This is a genomic window from Rhizobium johnstonii 3841 (assembly GCF_000009265.1).
In the GTDB taxonomy this organism is placed as follows: Bacteria; Pseudomonadota; Alphaproteobacteria; order Rhizobiales; family Rhizobiaceae; genus Rhizobium; species Rhizobium acaciae.
This window is the reverse complement of sequence record NC_008378.1, coordinates 1-20,157: the sequence shown is the minus strand read 5'-3', so window position 1 is coordinate 20,157 and position 20,157 is coordinate 1. Positions and strand designations below refer to the sequence as shown.

The 20,157-nt window shown below is 58.9% G+C and carries 19 protein-coding genes and 2 pseudogenes; 5 read left to right on the top strand and 16 right to left on the bottom strand.

The window, feature by feature from the left end:
* The first annotated feature begins 162 nt into the window (after positions 1 to 162).
* The 3 genes from RL_RS33040 (at position 163) to RL_RS33030 (ending at position 3,286) form a co-directional block, all read left to right on the top strand.
* Positions 163 to 1,410, top strand: coding sequence for an ABC transporter substrate-binding protein (locus RL_RS33040; RefSeq protein ID WP_003550152.1), 1,248 nt, complete (start codon positions 163 to 165; stop codon positions 1,408 to 1,410).
* Between the two features lie 88 nt (positions 1,411 to 1,498).
* A complete protein-coding gene (locus RL_RS33035; protein ID WP_003550151.1) occupies positions 1,499 to 2,437 on the top strand; it encodes a carbohydrate ABC transporter permease in 939 nt (312 codons plus the stop codon).
* Between the two features lie 3 nt (positions 2,438 to 2,440).
* Positions 2,441 to 3,286 carry a carbohydrate ABC transporter permease gene (locus RL_RS33030; protein WP_011648818.1) on the top strand — a complete coding sequence of 282 codons (846 nt, stop codon included), beginning with the start codon at positions 2,441 to 2,443 and terminating at the stop codon, positions 3,284 to 3,286.
* On the opposite strand, the gene RL_RS33025 is transcribed toward RL_RS33030, so the two are convergent.
* From RL_RS33025 to ugpB, 7 genes are all read right to left on the bottom strand, one after another.
* Positions 3,244 to 4,089 (bottom strand): HAD-IIB family hydrolase, encoded by an 846-nt coding sequence (locus tag RL_RS33025; RefSeq protein WP_011648817.1) that lies wholly within the window; start codon positions 4,087 to 4,089, stop codon positions 3,244 to 3,246. The genes RL_RS33030 and RL_RS33025 overlap by 43 nt on opposite strands.
* The gene (locus RL_RS33020) at positions 4,086 to 4,871 is read right to left on the bottom strand and encodes a DeoR/GlpR family DNA-binding transcription regulator (protein WP_011648816.1); all 786 of its coding nucleotides are present in this window, start codon (positions 4,869 to 4,871) and stop codon (positions 4,086 to 4,088) included. Before RL_RS33020 ends, RL_RS33025 begins: the two co-directional genes overlap by 4 nt.
* 9 nt (positions 4,872 to 4,880) lie before the next feature.
* On the bottom strand, positions 4,881 to 5,630 hold the full coding sequence (locus RL_RS33015) for a glycerophosphoryl diester phosphodiesterase (protein ID WP_011648815.1): 750 nt from the start codon (positions 5,628 to 5,630) through the stop codon (positions 4,881 to 4,883).
* A 55-nt stretch (positions 5,631 to 5,685) separates the two neighbouring features.
* Positions 5,686 to 6,732, bottom strand: coding sequence for a sn-glycerol-3-phosphate import ATP-binding protein UgpC (locus RL_RS33010; RefSeq protein WP_011648814.1), 1,047 nt, complete (start codon positions 6,730 to 6,732; stop codon positions 5,686 to 5,688).
* A gap of 1 nt (position 6,733) precedes the next feature.
* On the bottom strand, positions 6,734 to 7,582 hold the full coding sequence (ugpE, locus tag RL_RS33005; RefSeq protein WP_003562583.1) for a sn-glycerol-3-phosphate ABC transporter permease UgpE: 849 nt from the start codon (positions 7,580 to 7,582) through the stop codon (positions 6,734 to 6,736).
* A 12-nt stretch (positions 7,583 to 7,594) separates the two neighbouring features.
* Positions 7,595 to 8,479 carry a sn-glycerol-3-phosphate ABC transporter permease UgpA gene (gene ugpA, locus RL_RS33000; RefSeq protein WP_011648813.1) on the bottom strand — a complete coding sequence of 295 codons (885 nt, stop codon included), beginning with the start codon at positions 8,477 to 8,479 and terminating at the stop codon, positions 7,595 to 7,597.
* A 65-nt stretch (positions 8,480 to 8,544) separates the two neighbouring features.
* The gene (gene ugpB / locus RL_RS32995) at positions 8,545 to 9,867 is read right to left on the bottom strand and encodes a sn-glycerol-3-phosphate ABC transporter substrate-binding protein UgpB (RefSeq protein WP_026160235.1); all 1,323 of its coding nucleotides are present in this window, start codon (positions 9,865 to 9,867) and stop codon (positions 8,545 to 8,547) included.
* A gap of 325 nt (positions 9,868 to 10,192) precedes the next feature.
* On the opposite strand from ugpB, the pseudogene RL_RS39570 reads away from it, so the two are divergent.
* Positions 10,193 to 10,267: pseudogene (locus tag RL_RS39570) on the top strand (nuclease PIN); the annotation flags it as partial.
* Between the two features lie 17 nt (positions 10,268 to 10,284).
* A pseudogene (locus tag RL_RS38740) lies at positions 10,285 to 10,671 on the top strand (anion permease); the annotation flags it as partial.
* A 14-nt stretch (positions 10,672 to 10,685) separates the two neighbouring features.
* Here RL_RS38740 and RL_RS32990 read toward each other — a convergent pair.
* From RL_RS32990 to repA, 9 genes are all read right to left on the bottom strand, one after another.
* A complete protein-coding gene (locus RL_RS32990) occupies positions 10,686 to 11,660 on the bottom strand; it encodes a sugar kinase (protein WP_011648810.1) in 975 nt (324 codons plus the stop codon).
* An 18-nt stretch (positions 11,661 to 11,678) separates the two neighbouring features.
* Positions 11,679 to 12,494 carry a carbohydrate ABC transporter permease gene (locus RL_RS32985; RefSeq protein WP_011648809.1) on the bottom strand — a complete coding sequence of 272 codons (816 nt, stop codon included), beginning with the start codon at positions 12,492 to 12,494 and terminating at the stop codon, positions 11,679 to 11,681.
* Entirely contained in the window at positions 12,494 to 13,432 is a 939-nt protein-coding gene (locus tag RL_RS32980; RefSeq protein ID WP_011648808.1) for a carbohydrate ABC transporter permease, read from the bottom strand. The genes RL_RS32985 and RL_RS32980 overlap by 1 nt, the downstream gene beginning before the upstream one ends.
* A complete protein-coding gene (locus tag RL_RS32975) occupies positions 13,432 to 14,760 on the bottom strand; it encodes an ABC transporter substrate-binding protein (protein ID WP_011648807.1) in 1,329 nt (442 codons plus the stop codon). Before RL_RS32975 ends, RL_RS32980 begins: the two co-directional genes overlap by 1 nt.
* Positions 14,761 to 14,815: 55 nt before the next feature.
* Positions 14,816 to 15,493: a GntR family transcriptional regulator gene (locus RL_RS32970; protein ID WP_011648806.1), complete on the bottom strand. Its 678-nt coding sequence runs from the start codon at positions 15,491 to 15,493 to the stop codon at positions 14,816 to 14,818.
* Positions 15,494 to 15,500: 7 nt separating this feature from the next.
* Positions 15,501 to 16,385 (bottom strand): dihydrodipicolinate synthase family protein, encoded by an 885-nt coding sequence (locus RL_RS32965; protein ID WP_011648805.1) that lies wholly within the window; start codon positions 16,383 to 16,385, stop codon positions 15,501 to 15,503.
* A gap of 113 nt (positions 16,386 to 16,498) precedes the next feature.
* Complete coding sequence (repC, locus tag RL_RS32960; protein ID WP_011648804.1) at positions 16,499 to 17,803, bottom strand: plasmid replication protein RepC; 1,305 nt, start codon at positions 17,801 to 17,803, stop codon at positions 16,499 to 16,501.
* A gap of 154 nt (positions 17,804 to 17,957) precedes the next feature.
* Positions 17,958 to 18,959, bottom strand: coding sequence for a plasmid partitioning protein RepB (gene repB, locus RL_RS32955; protein WP_011648803.1), 1,002 nt, complete (start codon positions 18,957 to 18,959; stop codon positions 17,958 to 17,960).
* Positions 18,960 to 18,963: 4 nt separating this feature from the next.
* Positions 18,964 to 20,157: a plasmid partitioning protein RepA gene (gene repA, locus RL_RS32950; protein WP_003550127.1), complete on the bottom strand. Its 1,194-nt coding sequence runs from the start codon at positions 20,155 to 20,157 to the stop codon at positions 18,964 to 18,966.

Below are 20,157 nucleotides of genomic sequence, written 5' to 3'. Positions count from 1 at the left end.
TATGATTTTTTATCAATGATTTAACGCAACACGCGCGGTGAATGCCGGCCTCCCATCTTTTCCCGATCGCAGTTCTTCATTGACAGATGGGGGCTTCAGGGAACCTACTTTGCCTACGATCTTGAGGAGGATCGATTAACTGACAATCTTTGGGAGGCACAAATGAATATCAGAAAATTCGGCGTGACGATGCGGGCTGCCGTGGCGGTATGGGCGCTCTGCGCCACATCGGCGTTTGCCGACACCACCATCGAGTTCATTCAATGGTGGGAACCCGAAATGCCGTCGGGCGCTCTGCGCGGCATCATGAACGATTTCGAAGCCAAAAACCCCGGCATCAAGGTGACGCTGGTCAGCGGCCCCTATGCCACGACGCGCGACCAGATCGTCGTCGGCGCCGCCTCCGGAACGCTCAGCGACGTGGTGGGCCTCGATGGTGCCTGGGTAAACGGGCTCTCCAAGCAGGGCGCGATCGCCTCCATGGACGAACTGATGGAGAAGGCGAAATACGACAAGAGCCAGATCACCGATATCGTCAAGGTCGATGGCAAGAGCGTGATGTTCCCGCTGGCATCCTTCGTCTACCCGGTCTTCGTGAACCTCGATATCGCCAAGGCCGCCGGCGTCGACAAGCTGCCGGCCACGCGCACGGAATTTGCCGAAGCAGCGAAGAAGATGACCGACGCCTCGAAGAACCAGTACGGCTGGGTCCTGCCGCTATCGCTGCAGTCTCCGAGCGGAATCCAGAACGACGTCATGTCCTGGGTCTGGGCCTCCGGTGCCTCGATGCTGAAGGACGGCAAGCCTGACCTCGAAAATGACGCCGTCGTCGGCACGCTCGACTATATCGCTTCCCTCAACAAGGAAGGGGTTATTTCTCCCGGCATTTTTGCCAAGAAGGAACAGGACAAGGTAGAGGAATTCGTCAATGGCCGCGTCGGCATGATGGTCGACTCCCTCGCCCATGTGAACCTGATCCGCGAGCGCAATCCGAAGCTCAATTTCGGCATCTCCGCTTTGCCCGCCACTGACGGCTACACCGGCAAGCGCGGCATGCCTTATGCATCCTGGGGTATCGGCATCAGCGAAGGCAGCCAGCACAAGGAAGAAGCCTGGAAGCTGGTCGAATACCTGATGAGCCCTGACGTCAATGGCCGTCTCGTCTCGATTGCCAATGCCTTCCCCGGCAACGTCCATGCCAAGCCGGACTTCGTGGCCTCGGACCCGATCTTCGCGGAAGCCTTCAAAATCTTCCAGAGCGGTTATCCTGCGAACGAATTCGTCGGCCTTCCGGTTGCCGAAGAGCTGATGCGCGACATGAACGTCGAAGTTCAGAAGATGTTCGACGGCGGGCAGTCAGCCAAGGAGGCAGCTGCCAATACCGAGAAGGCTTGGCTGGCGAAGTTCTAAGCACGTCGCTTTCACGGATCACCGGCAGCGCAACCATGCGCTGCCGGTGCAAGTCGTCAAATTTCGGCAGAATAGAAAGTCACAGCTCATGAATCATTCGGCTACGGCTCTGGTCGCTGCGCAAGCCAAAGCGCGAAGAAAAGGATGGCTTCGTTACAGCACCTTGAGGAAGCTGGTGCCGTATTTCTACGTTTCGCCGGCGACCCTGCTGCTTGTCCTGCTGATGCTGTTTCCCATGGTGATGGTCTTCAAATATTCACTGATGGACGGCGCCATCATGAAAAAGGACGCTGCCTTCGCGGGCGTCCAGAATTATATGACCATCTTCGAGAATCCGGTCTTCTGGCAGTCGGTCGTGCAGACGCTTTATTTCACGATCATGAGCGTCATCTTCCACTTCATCATCGGCCTGGCCTTCGCGCTGCTGTTGAACACCAACCGCGTCGATCCGCTCATTCGCAGCATCCTGCGCGTGCTCTTCATCCTGCCCTGGCTGTTCACGGCCGTCATCATCGCCATCATCTGGCGCCTGCTGCTCGACCCGAACGGCGTCGTCAACAGCGTGCTGATGGCGCTCCATATCATCAACTTCAAGGTCGAGTGGTTCTCCTCGACGCGCACGGCCATCCACGCTTTGACCTTCGCAAACATCTGGGCAGGCTATCCGCTCTACATGGTCAGCCTGCTCGCCGGCCTCCAGGGCATTTCGAAGGAGCTTTACGAGGCGGCCGGTATCGATGGCGCGAACGAAATCCAAAAGTTCTGGTACATCACCATTCCGCAGCTGATGCCGATCATCATCAGCATCGCGCTCCTCGATTTCATCTGGACGATGCAGGTTTTTCCACTCGTATGGATGACGACGGGCGGCGGCCCGATCTATTCGACGGAAGTGCTCTCCACCTTCACCTACAAGCTCGCCTTCTCCCAGTATGAATTCTCGCTGGCTTCGGCGAGCGCAATGATCATCCTCATCATCTCGATGAGCGTCACCTACTTCTACATCAAACACCAGCAGCGCAGGTGATCCATGGCAAAGCGTTCCTTCAAAAGCTCGGTATTGCCGACCATCCTGACCTATCTCGGCCTGGCGATCGGCCTCGTCTTTTCGGCCTTTCCGATCGTGTGGATGTTTTTCAGTTCGCTGAAGTCGAATACAGAAATCTTCGCCCTTCCGCCGCGGCTGTTGCCGGATGATTTTACGGTGGCCGCCTATCTGACGATTTTCAACGATCCCGTGAAAGTGCGGTTCTTCATCAACAGTTACTTCGTCGCCGGCGTCGTCACCGCCCTGACCCTGGTCGTCGCGATCGTAACCGCCTACGGCTTCAGCCGCTATCAGTTCCGGTTCAAGAACACCTTGAACATCTTCATCATCAGCACGCAGACCGTTCCGCCAATCACCCTTCTCATCCCCTATTTCGGAATGGTGGTCGCCTTCAGGATCTTCGATACCTATCTGGCGCTGATCCTCACCTACCTGGTTTTCACCCTGCCTTACGCCGTCCTGCTGATGACAGGCTATCTCAACACCCTGCCGAAAGAGCTGGATGAGGCCGTCCTAGTCGACGGCGGCTCAAGCTGGACGGCGCTCTGGCGTGTCATCGTTCCCGTTTCCATCCCCGGGATCGTCGCCACTGCGGTCTACACCTTCCTGCTGGCCTGGAACGAATTCCTCTTTGCGCTGACTCTGACGAAATCGATGGACCTCAGAACCGTGCCGATCGGCATCCAGCTTCTGATGGGCCAGCACGCTTTCGAATGGAACGAAATGATGGCGATGAGCGTGCTCGGTTCCCTCCCCCTTCTGGTCCTTTACCTGGTTGCTCAACGCTACTTCCTGGCGGGCATGACCGCCGGCTCGGTCAAAAGCTGACGAGACGTCTCAGAACCCGCGCCAGCCGCGTCCAAGATCGTTTGGGCAATATCGGCAAAGCCAAGCCCGGCGGGCTGCGAGGAGACCCATTTTGGCGCGTATTGCAGTTGTGAAAGAACCGGGATGATGTTGTTGACCCCGAAGGAGTTGCGGATAAAGCCAAACATCGGTGCATCATTTCGAGAGTCACCGACGAAGGCGGTCACAGCGGCCGTTTCATCGGGATCCACACCAAACATCTCGGTTAGAACGCGTTCGCTCATCGAGCGCTTGTTGTAATCGCCGATCCACGTGTTGATGTGAATGGAGCTGATCGCAACCGTTCCGCCAATGGCCCTTATACTGGACGCGAGGTCCTCAACCTCACGCGGGTCGTGACCCTGGATATCAATCGCGACGTCCGCCAGCCGGAAGACCTGATCGTGGGCAATTCTGAACGTCTTGCTCCCCTGAGAGACCAGCTCTTTAATTGCCTGGAGATGCTGGCGCTGGCGCTCAGCCTGCAGGGTGGCGTCCTCCCAATAGTCGAAGACGACTGCGCCGTTCTGACGGGTGACACAATATGCGCCACTTTCGCCGATGACCGCTGCCACCGGCCAGGCACGAACGATATGTTCGCACCAACCGGCGGAGCCGCCCGTAACCGGCACGACTGCAATGCCCACCCGGCTGAGATCCCAGAGAGCTTCGTAGGTTTGCGGCAGTAACTTGCCTTCGGTGGTCAGCGTATCGTCGATGTCGGTGAACAGGTAGCGTACATCCCGTAATTCACGAGCTGATGGCGCCAAGTCTACATAGCTCATGTCATATCCTCGCTGCATGTGACCACATCCAAGCCGCTCTCGGCGAGAGCATTGGTGGCGGCCGCGTCGCCAGGCAGCCGATCGGTGTAGAAACGGGTGAGTTTGCTGAATGGCGCAACACGCACGGCCGCGTTGCGCGTCCACTTGCTGACGTCCGCGGCCAGGATCTGCGTTTGTGAATTCTCAAGGAGGGCATTGGTGATCTGGGCTTCGCTGTAGCTGAAGTCCATCAGTCCGTTCAGCGGGCTCAAAGCGCCTGCGCCGACAATTGCGTAAGTCGCATAGAATTTTTCGACGAACCTGATCACATCCGTGCCGACCACGTCGCGGTCATCGTGACGCAAAAGACCGCCCGTCAAATGAACCTCGACGCTCGGCGCGTCGCAAAGGCTCAAGGCGACGTGGATGTTGTTGGTGATCACCGTCAGCCCCTGATGATCACGCAGCGCCTCGGCAACGAATTGAACCGTACTGCCGATCCCGAGAAACACTGTCGCGTCTGCACCTATATCGGAAGCGACACGCTTGGCGATAAGCCGCTTGGCGCGCCGATTGAGCTGGGCGCGAGCATTGAGCGAGATGTTGCTGCCTTCGACCGGCAGATCGACGCCGCCGTGAAAGCGGCGCGCGTGCCCGAGATCGCATAATGCATTGATATCGCGCCGGATCGTCTGCGTCGTCAAATCGTATCGACGTGCCAGTTCCTCGATGTACTGAACACCTTCCGTCTCGATCAGCGCGAGGATCTCACGTTGCCGGCTCGATATGATCCGCTGCCCCATCGCCGCTCCTTACGTGAGGTAGACACTGGGGTCGTCTGTTATCACACCGGTCAAACCCACATCCCAGAACGATGCGAGCCGCCTGGGATCGTTGCAAGTCCAAGCCCGTACCTTGATGCCACGACGAACAGCCTCTTCGAGAAACCCGATACTCAGAGCCTTGTAGTCAAGATGGATGGTCTTTGCGGGAATCGACCGAAGGACATCCAGCCAATCCGCAGGCAACTTGCTCCACAGCATGGCGAGTTCGTAGCTTTGATCGATCTCGTACATTCCCTTCAGCGCAGCGGCATCAAAGCTTGAGATCATGATCTTGGTGTGCGCCGCCCGCGCCTTCAGATGTTGATCAACGACTTTGACCAGCTGGTCGAGTGACTTGTGATGGGCATGCTGCTTGATCTCGACATTGGCGCTGAGGCCGAGTTCGCCCAGCGCCGAAACAACGCGGGCCAGCGTCGGCAGTGGTTCGCCTTTGAATTTCGGGCTGAACCATGAGCCTGCGTCGATGGCGTCGAGATCCGACGCGGTGAGGTCGGCAAGATTTCCCTTCGACGACGAACAGCGATCGATGGAGACGTCGTGGATGACGACCGGGGTACCGTCACCAAGAAGTGCAACATCGAGTTCGACCCATTCCGCGCCTAGTTCGGCGGCCGCCCGGAAAGCGGCAATGGTATTCTCGGGCGCAATGGCAGAGGCGCCTCGATGCGCCTGAACCTCATTGCGTCTTGGGCCGGATCGCGGCTCTACGGTCGTCATCGTCTCATCTCTTTCGTCGTCTTCCGGGGTGGGATGGAGAAATAATAAACCGGAGTCAATCTGTGCGTTTTCCGGTATCGCTGTTGAAAGGGTGCATCGCGCCGACACGTGCGAAGACGTCGATATTTGCATTCTCGGCAAAATCCGGACGACCCGGCACGGTCAGGACGACTGTCTGCTGGCTCCCGCCCAATCGCACGTGCAGATGGCTTTCTCCCCCGATTGGCTCGAGCAATTCGACCGTTGCATCGAGACGAACGGAAGGCTCTGCCGGCTTGGTGACGAGCAACGCGTCCGGGCGAAGGCCGACCATGTCGGTGCCGGCGGGCAATGCCAGGGAACTTGCGCTGTCGGCTGCCCTGAGGACGTCGATCGGCACGAGATTCATAGGCGGTGAGCCGATGAAGCTGGCGACAAACAGGCTCGCCGGGCGATCGTAGACCGCCACGGGCGTGCCGACCTGTTCGACAAGTCCTCCATTCATGACGACCAGCCGGTCTGCCAGCGTCATCGCTTCAAGCTGGTCATGGGTGACGTAGATGCTGGTGGTCTTCAGGCGCCGTTGCAGCCGGCGTATTTCAACGCGCATCTGCACCCGCAACTTGGCATCGAGATTGGACAGAGGCTCATCGAAAAGGAAGGCGGCCGGCTCACGAACGATGGCGCGCCCCATCGCAACACGCTGGCGCTGCCCGCCGGAGAGTTCGCGAGGTTTACGATCCAACATCGGCCCGATTTCGAGGATCTCGGCCGCCTCCGCCACGCGGCGGTTGATTTCAGCCCGTTCGGTGCCGCGATTTTTCAAACCATATTCGAGATTTCCGCGCACGGTCATATGCGGATAAAGCGCGTAATTTTGAAAGACCATGGCGATATCGCGGTCGGCGGGCTCTGCCTTGTTGACATTGCGGCCGGCAATCTCGACATGGCCTTCGCTGATGGTTTCCAGCCCGGCAATCATGCGAAGCAGGGTTGATTTGCCACAGCCGGAGGGGCCGACGAGGACGATGAGTTCGCCGTCTGCAACAGACAGGTTGATACCCTTGACCGCCGGAACGGCACCATAATTCTTCTTGACGTCGATGATATTGATCGTTGCCATTTCATTTCTCCGTTTCGACCAGGCCTTTGACAAAAAGGCGTTGCATGGCGACGATGACGAGGACGGGTGGTAGTGCGGCCAGAATGACGGCTGCCATCACTAGGTTCCAGCGAGGCTCGGCATCGGCAACCGCTGCCATGCGCTGGATTCCCATCACGACGGTATAGAAGCTCTGGTCGGTCGTTATGATGAGCGGCCACAGATACTGGTTCCAGCCGAGCACAAACAGGATGATGAACAATGCTGCGATGTTGGTGATCGACAGCGGCAGCAGGATATCGCGGAAGAACTTCATCGGCCCTGCCCCATCGACACGGGCAGCCTCCATGAGTTCGTCGGGGACTGTCAGAAAGAACTGGCGAAACAGGAAGGTTGCCGTTGCCGATGCGATCAGCGGAATGATGAGGCCGCCGTAATTGTTCAGCATTCCAAGATCGGCGACGACTTTATAGGTCGGCACGATGCGTACCTCGACCGGCAGCATCAGCGTGATGAAGATCATCCAGAATGCCAAGGTCCGGAACGGAAACCGGAAATAGACGATGGCAAAGGCCGAAAGGATCGAAATAGCGATCTTCCCGACGGCGACGCCAACCGCCATGATCAGCGAGTTGATCATCATCGGCCCGATCGGCGGCGCCCCGGAGCTTGTCATTCCCGACGACAGCATCGTCGAATAGTTCTCGATGATATGGCTTCCCGGTGTCAGCGGCACGACGCCTGACAGGAAGTCGTTTGGACCGTGGCTCGATGCGATGAAAGCCACGTAGACCGGAAATACGACGATCGTGACGCCAATGATGAGGACAAGGTGCGCCAGGAAATTCAGGAAAGGGCGATTTTCAACCATCCTCGGGATTCCTCAATATTGCACGCGGCGTTCGATGAAGCGGAATTGGACCGCGGTCAGAGCGATGACGATCACCATGAGAATGACCGACTGCGCCGCCGACGAGCCCAAATTCAGTCCGATGAAGCCGTCGAAATAGACCTTGTAGACAAGGATCTCGGTTGCACGCGCCGGTCCGCCCTGGGTGGTCGCATGAATGATGCCGAAAGTATCGAACATCGCGTAAACGATGTTGATGACGATCAGATAGAAGGTCGTCGGTGAGATCAGCGGGAACACGATCGTCCAGAAACGTTTCATGGGACCAGCTCCGTCGATGGCGCCGGCTTCCTGAAGCGAGCGCGGCACGGACTGCAGCGCAGCCAAGAAGAACAAGAAGTTATAGGATATCTGCTTCCACGTCGCCGCGATGACGATCAGGGCCATGGCGTGGTCGGGATTGATCAGATGGTTCCAGTTGATCCCCATCGCCCGCAACATATAGGCGACGATACCGATCGACGGATTGAACATGAACCACCAAAGAATGCCGGCGATCGCGGGAGCGACGGCATAGGGCCAGATGAGCAAGGTCGAATAAATTCGAGAGATGCGCAACACGCGCATCGCCGCTGCAGCCAGGAGCAACGCAATCGCCGTCGACAGGACCGTCACAAGAATGGCGAAGACGAGCGTGTGGCCGAAGGCATTGATATAGATCGGATCGGCAAACAGCCGGCGGTAGTTTTCGAACCAGACGAAATTCGTTTTGAACCCGAAGGCATCCTGGCGCAGGAAAGACTGCCAGAATGCAGTCGCCGCAGGCCAGAGGAAGAATACCACGGTCACGAAAATTTGGGGTGCGATGAGCAGGTAAGGCAAAAGCTTGTTGGGAAATACGGTCCGTTTGGTTTGCATAGGCCCTCACACTGACGGATGGGAAACGGGGGCCGGTCTCTCACCAGCCCCCGTCGCGGAGCCCATTAGTTGGCGGACTGGAAATCGCGAAGCTGTTCGTTGCCTCTTGCGACTACGGAATCAACCGCTTCCTTCGCCGTCTTCTTCCCACCCAGCAAGGCTGCAAACTCATCGTCGATGATGCCACGCACCTGGACGTAGTTGCCGAACCGGATACCCTTGGAATTGTCGGTGGGTGTCACCCGCGTCAGTTGCTTGATGCCGATATCTGCTCCGGGATTCTTCTCGTAATAGCCCTGGTCCTGGCCCAGCTTATACGCAGCCTCGGTTATCGGCAGGTAGCCCGAGAACTGATGCCAATCGGCTTGGACTTCCGGCTTCTGCAGATAGGTGAAGAATTTCGCGACCCCCTTGTACTCCTCTTCCGGGCGGCCTTTCAGCGTCCAGAGCGTGGCGCCGCCGATAATCGAATTGAGCGGCTGCGGAATGACATCGTCATAGTAGGGAAGCGGCGCAAACCCGACCTTGAAAGCCTTTGCATTGTTGATGACACCGGCCCGGCCGGCCGAGGAATTCATGTACATCGCGCACTCCTGCGAATAGAACATCGGAGGAGCGTTATCGCCGCCGCCAGGTCCGCCGAATTTGAAGAGCCCCTCGTCCTGCCACTTCTTCAGATTGCCCCAATGGCGGATCGTCAGATCGTTGTTGAAGGTGAATTCCGCGTCCAGGCCACCAAAACCGTTGGCCTTGGTGGAGTAGGGCTTGTCATGCAAGGCATTGAGGTTTTCGGTCTGGATCCAGGAGATCCAGGCGCTGGTAAAGCCGCATTTGGCTGCGCCGGACTTCATGATCGTCCGTGAGAAGGCTTCGACGTCCGCCCATGTTTTCGGCGGTGTTTCCGGATCGAGCCCCGCCTTTTTGAAGACGTCCTTGTTGTAATACATGATCGGCGTCGAGGAATTGAACGGCAAGGACAAGACGTTGCCGCTGGTGTCCGAGTAGTAGCCGACGACCGGGGCAATGAATTTGCTCTGGTCCCAGGCCTCCCCTTCGTCCTTCATCAACTGGTAGACGGGATAGACCGCACCTTGTGCTGCCATCATCGTGCCGGTGCCGACTTCATAGACCTGTACGATAGCCGGCTGCTGGTTGGCACGGAACGCAGCAATGGCGCCGGTCAGCGTCTCGTCATAGGTGCCTTTGAAGACCGGGACGATCTCGTAGTCAGATTGAGACGCGTTGAACCCCTTGGCGATCTGTTCAAGCTTCGCGCCGTTCTCGCCACCCATTGCGTGCCACCACTGGATCTTCGTGGCGGCCATGGCCGGAACGGATAACGAAAGGCTGGTCAGTCCTGCGGACAGGAAAAAAGCGATCTTGTTCATTCTCACTCCCACTTGTTGTCGATTCATAGCCTCCCGCTACGAACGTGAGCCGATCGTAACAGGCGAGTTTCACTTTGCAAATATGCAATGTTCATATGAACATTAGATGACACCAAGCCCGACGGTCATACAGGGCGGCTGGCCGGAAGTATGAGTTGAGTGGCCGATCGATTTGCGCGCTGGCCTAGCTTTGGGATGGCTCGCATGATCCCCAGGAAGTCCCATGACACCGGTCGTTAACGGCTTTTCACGGGCAGCGGCGTGCTTTGTGGCAGTTTTGCGACACTCGATGGAGCGCAGATGCTGAACTGGTTTCCGAAAACTGATGCCGCGGGAAGATCGCCTCTTCGATTTGTTCGCCCAACATGCGAAGACCGTCGTCGGTGCGGCCGAAGCCCTCCAGTTTGTGTCCGCCCCCTCTATTCCCTCGGCCATAGGGCAATGACGCTCAAAAGACGATGGGCATCATCGCCGTTTGCTATATTCGCTAGGATAGTTGGCGGGTGATTTCCATGTGCCGCTCTTGATCGTCCTTTCATGCCAAAGTGCAATAGCACTCGGTACGCTTTTCGGCGGCTGGCGGATGGTCCACGCCATGGGATCGAAGATTACGCGTCTCAACCCAATGCAGGCCTTTTGTGCCGAAACAGGTGGAGCTCTGACATTGGTTGGCGCAACCTGGCTAGGCATCCCGGTTTCGACCACACATACGATCAACGCTGGGGCTTGGCGGGCAACATTGTTGTTGCCTGGGTTGTCACACTCCCCGTCGCTGCGATCATTTCAGCCTTAGGCTATTGGCTTTCGGACCTCTTCCATCAACGATCCCTCATCTTGGTCATCGGCACGTCCCAATCCCGCAGGGCATCCCAGACTTCGGCTCTGGTGGGTGCGCCAATGCGTCCGCCGAACACCTGGCATTTGAGCGCTGCCGCCATGGATGAAAAGCGCATCGTTTCTTCGATCGGCAAGCCTTCGGCGACAGCCAGCGCGAAAGCGCCATGGAAGACATCGCCGGCTGCGAGCGTGTCGACCGCCCTCACCTTCGGAGCGGCAAGACGGAAGACGTCGCCGGTCAGGTCATCGAACCAGAAGGAGCCATTTTCGCCAGCCGTGACGCTGATGAAAGCATGCTCGAACTTTCGTTTCAGAAGGCCGACGACCTTCACCAGCTCGGCTGCACCCGCAAGGCGCTCGGCGGCCGGCTGCGAGAACACGATGTGGCTGGCCGCCGGTGCAAGCATCTCGATCACACCATCGCCTGCGACATCGCCATCGAGAATGGCCGGCTTGCCCGCCTCCCGGGCCGCCAACAGTGTCCGCAGTGCAAGCTTCGGCCATCGCACGTCGACCAGCACCGCATCGAAAGCAGAAGCGTCCTGTTCCGTGACCGGCTTGACCGTTTCGTGCAGGCCTGCATCGTAGAAAGGCACGATCAAGCGCTCGCCCTGATCATCGACAAGAATGGTCGAGATGGCCGAGCGGGCGCCTTCGACACGCAGCATGCCGCTCGTGTCTATGCCGCTCTCACTGAGATCGGCAACGATTCGTTCGCCGATGGCATCATTGCCGACTGCGCCCCAGAGGCTGGCATCGCCGCCCAGCCGGACGACCGCAAAGGCGGCGCTCGATGCCATGCCTTCGGCGATCTGGAGCATATCGTAGGGCAGAATCTTGCCCTGGCCGGTCGGCAACGTGCGCACCCGAAACAGGGTGTCCATAACCGCCGCGCCGACACACAAAACGCGGCGCTCCCGACCGGGAGGTGGGCCGAAGGCAGCAGAAGTCGTCAAAACCGTTGTCTCACCCGCTCACTTGACGGCTCCGGCCGTCAGGCCCGCCACGATCTGCCGTTGCGCAAACACCGTCAATATCAGCACGGGCAAGGTGACGATCAACGCCGCCGCCGCCAGCGGACCCCAACTGACCTGCTCGAACGAAAGCATGTTGTAGACCGCGACAGGAAGCGTGCGCGTCTCGCGGCTGGCAAGCACGATGCCGAAGACGAAGTTGTTCCACGAGAAGATGACCGATAGGATGAAGGCGACGACGATGCCCGGCCTTGCGATCGGCAAGGCGACCAGGCGGAAAACCTGCCAGGGTGTTGCGCCGTCGATGCTTGCAGCCTCCTCCAGCTCCATCGGCGTCGTCTCGAAATAACCGATCATGATCCACACGACGATCGGCACGGTGACGACGAGATGGATGATGATCTGCGGCATGAGCGTGCCGAGCAGGTTCAGCCACTGAAACAGCAGGAAGAGCGGGATCAGGAAGGAAAGGCCGGGCGTCATGCGCGCGATCATAATGACCATGGCAGACTTCTCGGCCTTCAGGCGCGCGATGCCATATCCGGCCGGCACGCCGATCAACAGCGCCAGAAGCGTGGCCGCACCCGTCACCAGCACCGAATTCCAGAGATAGAGGAAGAAGTTGTTCTCCTGGAAGACCTTCAGATAGTTCGACCAGGCGAAGCGTTCCGGAATGAAGATCGGCGGATAGGCGCCGTTGTCGATCTCATATTTCAGCGACAGCGAGATCATCCAGAGGAAGAACAGGACGACCGGCGAGATCATCACCAGGGCAACAAACAGCAGTCCGATGCGATCGAGCGTCTTGCGCTTCATCAGCGTGCCTCCCCGTCGGACCAGTTCACGCGCTGCCGGAGCATCATAAGGACGAAGGAGAGCAGGACGATGAGGATGAAGAAGACAACCGCCATGGCCGAGCCATAGCCGATATCGTAGTAGGCGAAAGCGGTGTTATAGAGATAGATGTTGATCGTCTCCGACGCCGTGCCGGGACCGCCTTGGGTCATGGCATAGATGATGTCGAAACTCTTCACCGCATCGATGCTGCGGATGATCACGGCAATCATCAGGAACGGCGCGATCATCGGCAGCGTCAGATAGCGGAATTTCTGCCAGACATTGGCTCCGTCGATTTCAGCACTTTCGTAGGGCTCGCGCGGAACCGCCGCCAGACCGCCGAGCACGATCAGCATGATAAGCGGCGTCCACTGCCAAGTCTCCACCAGTACCAGCGACGGGATGACGCTGCTCTGATTGTAGATCCACTCCTGCGGGCCGATGCCGATGAAGGAGAGGAGATAGTTGAGTACGCCGAGCTGCGGATGGTACATCATCGTCCAGACGAGAGCGATGGCGACGGGTGTGGCCATCATCGGCATCACGAATATGCCGCGTATAAGACCGCGCAGCGGAAATTGAGCATCGAAGATCAGCGCCGCGAGCGTCCCTAGAAAAAGTGGGACCACCACGGAAAGCGTCGTGTAGAGCACCGTATGCCACAGCGAGTCCCAGAAGCGCATGTCCACGACCAGCCGGGCATAGTTGTCCAATCCCGCAAAGACCTGGGACTGGCCGAGCGTCCAGCTGTTGACGCTCATCCAAAGCGTAAACACCCATGGAAAAACGATGACGGCCGCAATGACGATGAGCGCCGGGATAACGAAAGGCCAGTAGTTGGGAGCAAACCGATCCGGTTTGCTCCTTCCTTTCGACGTCTTGGCCACTGCGGCCGTTTCGATGCTTGTCGAGGCCATTATCCCTCGCTTTTCGCCAGGACGGGTTCGAACTGTGCCGTCGCTGCCTTCAGCTCGGTTTCGGGATCGGCGCCGCCGATCATGTTTGTGAGACCGACACCATAGACGTCGCGGAACTCGGTGACCGGAATGATGACCGGCAGCGCGAGCTGCGAGATCTTGCCGGAACCAACGACGGCATCAAGCCAGGCGCCCGGCATCTTGACGCCTTCGCGGACCTTCGCATCCTCGAGGACGGACTGGCGGAAGGGAACGCCGGCGCCGGCCTGCAGCAGACGTGCACCCATTTCATGCGAAATCGCCCATTGGCAGAAGAGGTACCCGGCTTCTTTCTTCTGGCTTGCCGCGACGACGCCAAGGCCGTCACCGAAGGTGCCTGCGGCCTGTGCCTTCGGACCTTTCGGCATGATGCCGTAACCGACCTGGCCAACGACACGCGACTTTTCGGGATTCTCGATCGGCGGCGCAAAACCGACGCCGTCCAGCCACATGCCGATCTTGCCTTGCAGGAAGGCCGACTGCGCCTCGGCCCAGTTGAAGCCGGAAACGCCGGGAGGGGCGGTCTTGGTCATCAGTCTTTGGTAAAGCTTGGCCGCATCGATCGCTTCTTGCGATGTCGTGCGCAGCTTGCCATCAGGGCCGAGCGGGCTCGAACCATAGCCGAGCAACAGCGACGTCCAGACCGGCGTATTGGCGTTCTTCAGGCCGCGGGCGACGAAGCCGTAGGTGTTGGTGGAAGGATCGGTGAGCGCCTCCGCAGCACTGGCGAGTTCTTCGAACGTCGTCGGGTAGGCCAGCCCCTTCTTCTCGAACAACGCCTTGTTCCAGTAGATGATCCAGTAGTCGACCGAGAATGGAAGCGAACGCAGAACGCCGCCCGGATCCTTGGCAAAAGTCAGGCCGGCTTCGGCGAAGTCGCTTTCAACCAGAGACGGGTCGGTCAGTGAGGGGTCCTTGAGAAAGCCGCCGATATCGGCAAGCCAGCCGCCCTTTTCGAACTGCCGCTTCTGGACATGATAGCTCATGTGCACGACATCGAAGCTCGGCTTGCCGGAACTCAGCTCGATGGTCGTCTTCTGACGCTGCTGTTGTTCGGGCGTCGCTTCGGCATTGACCTTGATGCCGGTGAGCTCCTCGAATTCGGACAGGTACTTCAGAAGTATTTCGCTGCGCGGGCTCTTGACCAGGTTGACTTCGAGCGTCGTGCCGGCAAAGCGCTTCCAATCGACGGCAGCCGATGCCAACCGGACGCCGAGCATGTTGCTGGCGCCAAAAGCGGCCGTACCCGCCAGAAAGCCGCGCCTCGTCGGGTTCAAAAACGATGACATGTGATTCCTCCTCCTTTTGCCGGCGATCTCCTCATCCCCGGCTGTTTATTTCCGATTATATCCTGAGCGCACGATCTCTTGCATGATTGATATGTGCGACAAGGCTGTTGACGGCGTCCTCAGCCGATCGTCGTTCGATCGCCTCGAGCACCTTCAGGTGCTCAACCATGACAGGTCCGACGTGACCATCGATTCGAAAACGGTCCTGACTGATCAGGCGCATCTTGATCGAGTTCACCCGGTAGGCGTTCGAGATGATGGTATTTCCCAAAGCATCGATAAAGGCATCGTGCATGCCCCAATCGACAGCCTGCGCGTGCACTTCCAATTCGTGCGATCCATCGCCGTTTCGAATGGCGTCGGCAATATCCCGATGCTGCTTCAGTAGCCCGGCGACCGTCTCGTCAGACGCAGAGCGGGTGAAAAGCGCGACCGCTTCCTTCTCCAGGAACACGCGCAGCTGGAACGCCTCGCGAATAAGGTTCAGGTCGATATGCGCAATCTGCAACCCCCGCTGGGGCACCGTCTTGATCAGCCCTTCGGCTTCCAGCCGGGGGATAAGCTCGCGGATGGCGCCAAGCGTCAGCCCTGTCAGCTCGACGAGGCGGCGCTGCGAAACGAACTGGCCGGGGCGCACGTCACGCGCAAGAAGGTGGCGTGTGAAGCTCTCATACGCCTTTTCCCGCAGTGTCGGCTGCTCGTCGGTTCCGTCCATCGCCTCTCCCAGAAACATCTCCGACCTATGCCGCCTTCGAGCGGAAAAGGGTGTCGAACACAAGAGCGAGTTGCGCCTGCCCTTCGCCGGATATCGAAACGAGTGGTGGGCGAACCGCAAGCCAGATTTCATCCGACGTCAGGTGAGCTACCATCACTTTCACGGCAGCGGTCACCGGAAATTTCAGCAGTTCGTCCACGAAATCCTCGATGCGAGAATCGTCTTTGCCTTCCTCCGCCATCAGCTTGACTTCGCGAGGTACGAAATTCGCCATGCCGGAGATCGCACCCTGGCCGCCAAGCCGCACGCCCTTCGCCAAGTGACGCTCGTCGCCCACCAGGATGACGAGATCGCCATGCGCCTTCAACAGCGCTTCCGTGAAAGGCCAGTCGCCGGAGGAATCCTTGACGCCCGTGACGATATCGGGAAAGGCGGTCCGTAGCCGGCCGATGAGCGATACGCTCAGCGGAACCATGGTGACCGAGGGAATGTTGTAGACGATAATGTCTCGCGCCTTGTCGCCCAGGATGGTGAAAACAGCCGAAAACCACTGGAAGACGCCATCGTCACTCACGTTCTTGAAATAGGAAGGGGGAGCAAGGAGGATATTGCGGGCTCCTTTGGAAAGCGCATGGCCGGCCTGCATCGCCGCATCCTCGGCCGCGTCGACCAGCACACCGACGATGATCTGCTTTGCTGCTATCCCACTATCGAGCAAGGAAGCGAGAACACGCTCACGTTCCCGGGTGCCGATGGAAGAACCTTCACCCGTCGTCCCGAACAGGGTCACACTCGAGCACCCCGCAGCGAGGCTTCGCCGTGCCTGCTCGATCATCGCCTCGATCGCGATATCGCCATTGCTGTCGAACGGTGTGGCGAGAGCGACCGAGAGCCCGAATTTTTGTGTCAAATATGCTTCCTCCCAAAGAATGGATCAGATGTAGCAAACTAACATGTTAGATGTAAAGAGGTGATTGTACACTGCCTCGCTACACCCATGTCGACGCAGTCGCTTTCTCACGATCAACTGGCATGCCTCGCCGTCAGCCCGTTCGCCCGCACGAGCGCCATCAGCATCGGTCCGATCGCAAATTCGCCCCTTTCGGTCCTTCGGGTCAGATCTCTGAGATAACCGCCGGGTGAGTTGATGTGCCCTCCCCTTTCCAGGATGCAGGCGATCACGGTTGCGGCGTTTTCCGGCCCCATGCCGGAGCAGGCTTCCTCATAGGCCGAGGGACTGACGCCGAGCATCGAGCGCACGACGACGGCGGCCGACATCAGGTCTCGCCAATTGCCGATGCTTCCTCCAGGCCCGTAATCGAGAATACTGGGGCAGGCCTGGAGGACGAGGCCGAGCGGGAAGGATTTCAGGCCTGGTCCGGCGCCCGGATCGGCCGCGCCCTCCGCCCTGTTGCTCATCCCGCCGGAAGGCTTTTGCTGTTTCAATCTTCGTTCGTCCGAAGGCCCGGCGTTCGGGTCATTATCGGCCGCTGCCTTTTCGCCCTGCTTCGTTTCGAAGCTTGGTTCAAGTTCATAAGTGGAGTCGGGATTTGAATTCTGTTTGTGATGCTCAATTTGAGACTCATTGGCGTCTATTTTTTTTGTTTTTAGCCGTCTTTCCAGCATGTTGACGACCTCGGCGCGCAGTAGCCTCATCTCGTCGAGCAGTGGTGCCAGGTCTTCGGCGGTCGCCACGCGTGGAATTCGGGCAAGAAGCGCTCGAAACATCACCGAAATGTCTTCCCAATCACCGGAAACCCCTTCTTCGAGGGCCGCCGCGATCAGCTTGGAGATATCGCGCCGGCACAGCGTCAGGCGTTCCCTGGTCACCCGCAGCAACTCCCGGTCAGCAACCGCCTGGGCGGCCAGGCTTTCGATTTCGACAGCACGGGCCAGGAGCGGTGCGACGCTGAAGCCGAAGGCCTCGCCGATGGCCCCTGCCCTGTCGCGGCGCGCATAACGCTTTCCATTCGGGCTGTCCTTGCGCAGGATCAGGCCGGCCTCGACCAGGACGGCAAGATGCCGCCTGAGGGTGGCTGACGTCATGCCACGAGCGCGCAACGAAAGCTGCGCATTCGACGGGAAGACGATCAGTCCCTTTTCCTCGGAGATCTCGTCGTCAGGGTAGAAGGTCAAAAGCGCGTCGAGCACCGTCAACGCCCGATCGGTGACGCCAAGCGCAGGCCGCGCTTCGCAGATCGCCCTGAACAGCTTCCATTTGCTGCGTTTCATCCCCGGCTCGATGGTCTCGGCCAGTTGCTGGCTTGCCAGCATGCCAAGCGACATCGGCCGCCGCCCAAAGGGCGTCGTCACATATCCACTCTCCATTTGCCTTCACCTTCGTTCAGGCAAAAGAAAACCATCCACCAATTTGGTGCCTAAGACGCTTGACTGTGATTCGTGGAAATGCGATTCTCGATGTGCTTAAGATCTGAGAAGGGCTTCCACGACGGCGTCGTTGGGGGCCTTTTTCTTTTGCGCGCTACGCTCCTCTGTCCTTGTTGAACTCCTGGAACAGGCCCTTCAGCCTTTCCTGGACGAATTGATCGAAACCGGGCGCGGTCTTGCCGTCGAAGACGAAGGTCGCACCGGATGCTGTCTTCTTGATCATGACAGGCACGCCGCTAACCTGGGTTTTGGCCATCGCCGGCTTCGGCGCGGCCGTCTTCTTCGTTGCCAGAACGAGTGCCCGCTGAAACCGCTCGTCGCTCGAAATTTTGCGCGCGTCGTCCGCGGACAACTCGGCGACGATCTTTTCGACGTCGGCTTTCTCAAGCCGCTCGCCCAGTTCCAACCATCGCCGGCGGCCGATATCAGGTGCCGCACCTATGGCGTTGACGAGATCAAGGGGGACCTGTCGTATGACGATCAGCATTCTCGACAGCGCCGCCTTGTCCACACCGAGAGCCGCCATGATGACATCGCGGCCAAAGCTGCGTTCCTCGAGCCGTGATGCGAAGAGCGCGCGCTCGATGTAGGAGAGATTGGTTCGAGCGCTGTTTTCCTGTCCCTGGCTGACGACCAGTTGACCGTCGGTGAGATCGCGGACGACCGCGCGCACCCGGATGCCGATTTCTCGGGTGGCAGCCAGGCGCCGATGGCCGTAGGCGACCTGATAGCGTCCCCTGGTTTCGGGATGCGGGCGGACAAGGATCGGAACCTGCTGCCCATGCTCGCGGATCTGCTCGACAAGTTGCGCAAGTTCGGCCGCATCGATCGCCAATCGATCGCTGACGAAGGAAGCGTCGATCAGCCCGGGATCGAGTTCAACGATGGTCTGGCCGGTGGCAAGCTGCCGTTCCAGCTCACTCGCCCGCTCCATTTTCTCGGTAATGTTGCCGAGCGTCTTGGTGATGCCGCCGACCGGCGCTGCACTGCGCTCCTGCGGCACGAATCCCGCGATCGGGCGATTGTCGCGCGGTGCGACTGCGTCCATTCTTTCCGGGCTCGGAGCGGAGATTTCGATGAGGTTCTTGCGCGCCATCTATCTATTTCCTCCCCCAGGTCGAGCGAATATGCGCCTCGATCTCGCCGTTCACGAGATTGAGGGACTCCAGAGCCCGATCGTAGGTTCCGCGTGTGAACTGCGACCGCTCGACCTCGTAGAGTGTCTGCTTGGTGACGCCGGCGTCGGCGACCGCCGTCGACTTCACCATGGCGTTGTGGAGCATTCGATTGCCAAAGATCGCCCGCATGAAGCCGGTCATCTGGCTTTGCGGTCCGTCGTTCGGCTCGAACCGCGTCACGAGATAGCGCATCCAGTCATAGCTGGTACGCCCGCCGGCCTTTTCCACGACCGACATCAGCTCACTCGTCATCGTCAGAAACTGCGACATCGACATGACATCCAGCATCTGCGGGTGAACCGTGATCAAGACCGAGGTTGCCGCGCAGAGCGCTGACATCGTCAGGAACCCCAGCTGCGGCGGGCAGTCGATGACCACGACGTCGTAAAGGCTTTCGATCTCCGTCAGGACCTCGCCGATGCGGGCAAAGAACATCGTCTCCGCCGTACCCGACGCCATCGCCTTCGGCGTCTCGTGCTCGAATTCCATCAGCTCGAGATTGCCCGGAATGAGATGCAGATTGGGCGTGTAGGTGGCGCGCACGATGTCGGCGATGGGGCGCGGCTCCTCATAACGGATCGCACCGTAGATCGTTTCGCCCTCTCCGACGTCGAACTCCGGCTGATGACCGAACAAGGCGGACAAGGAGGCCTGCGGATCGAGGTCGACGGCGAGCACGCGGTAGCCCCTAAGCGCCATGAACTGAGCCAGATGGGCCGCAGTGGTGGTCTTGCCCGAGCCACCCTTGAAATTCATGACGGAGATGATCTGGAGCTTTTCCCCCGGCCTGCGGGCCGGCACATATTTCGGCGTTCCGTTTCGCTCGTCGAGGACCCGGCGAATTCGATCCATATCGGTTGCACTGTAAAGCCGCCGTCCGTTTGCGAGCGGATCCGGCCCATGGCCGTCGGCGGCCACCTGGCGGAGATAACCTTCGCCGATACCGATGAAGGCCGCAGCTTCCGCCGGCGAAAATGTTCTGATGGTCTTTTGCGAGAGCGGGGGAAAGATTTTTGCCTGATGCTGCTGAAGTTGATAGGATAACTCCTTCGCATCTGTTGCCAGAAGCGACGGGAGATGCTCTTGATCGTCCTGAAGAGCAAGGCTCGGCTGCAT

Bases quoted from the DNA above. Each gene is read 5' to 3' on its own strand.
- ugpE (WP_003562583.1), bottom strand. From the start codon at position 7,582: ATGGTTGAAAATCGCCCTTTCCTGAATTTCCTGGCGCACCTTGTCCTC.
- repB (WP_011648803.1), bottom strand. From the start codon at position 18,959: ATGGCGCGCAAGAACCTCATCGAAATCTCCGCTCCGAGCCCGGAAAGA.
- RL_RS33025 (WP_011648817.1), bottom strand. From the start codon at position 4,089: ATGAGCTATGTAGACTTGGCGCCATCAGCTCGTGAATTACGGGATGTA.
- RL_RS33030 (WP_011648818.1), top strand. From the start codon at position 2,441: ATGGCAAAGCGTTCCTTCAAAAGCTCGGTATTGCCGACCATCCTGACC.
- RL_RS33020 (WP_011648816.1), bottom strand. From the start codon at position 4,871: ATGGGGCAGCGGATCATATCGAGCCGGCAACGTGAGATCCTCGCGCTG.
- RL_RS33040 (WP_003550152.1), top strand. From the start codon at position 163: ATGAATATCAGAAAATTCGGCGTGACGATGCGGGCTGCCGTGGCGGTA.
- RL_RS32975 (WP_011648807.1), bottom strand. From the start codon at position 14,760: ATGTCATCGTTTTTGAACCCGACGAGGCGCGGCTTTCTGGCGGGTACG.
- repA (WP_003550127.1), bottom strand. From the start codon at position 20,157: ATGCAGCCGAGCCTTGCTCTTCAGGACGATCAAGAGCATCTCCCGTCG.
- repC (WP_011648804.1), bottom strand. From the start codon at position 17,803: ATGGAGAGTGGATATGTGACGACGCCCTTTGGGCGGCGGCCGATGTCG.
- RL_RS33015 (WP_011648815.1), bottom strand. From the start codon at position 5,630: ATGACGACCGTAGAGCCGCGATCCGGCCCAAGACGCAATGAGGTTCAG.
- RL_RS32985 (WP_011648809.1), bottom strand. From the start codon at position 12,494: ATGAAGCGCAAGACGCTCGATCGCATCGGACTGCTGTTTGTTGCCCTG.
- RL_RS32980 (WP_011648808.1), bottom strand. From the start codon at position 13,432: ATGGCCTCGACAAGCATCGAAACGGCCGCAGTGGCCAAGACGTCGAAA.
- RL_RS33035 (WP_003550151.1), top strand. From the start codon at position 1,499: ATGAATCATTCGGCTACGGCTCTGGTCGCTGCGCAAGCCAAAGCGCGA.
- RL_RS33010 (WP_011648814.1), bottom strand. From the start codon at position 6,732: ATGGCAACGATCAATATCATCGACGTCAAGAAGAATTATGGTGCCGTT.
- ugpA (WP_011648813.1), bottom strand. From the start codon at position 8,479: ATGCAAACCAAACGGACCGTATTTCCCAACAAGCTTTTGCCTTACCTG.
- ugpB (WP_026160235.1), bottom strand. From the start codon at position 9,867: ATGAACAAGATCGCTTTTTTCCTGTCCGCAGGACTGACCAGCCTTTCG.
- RL_RS32970 (WP_011648806.1), bottom strand. From the start codon at position 15,493: ATGTTTCTGGGAGAGGCGATGGACGGAACCGACGAGCAGCCGACACTG.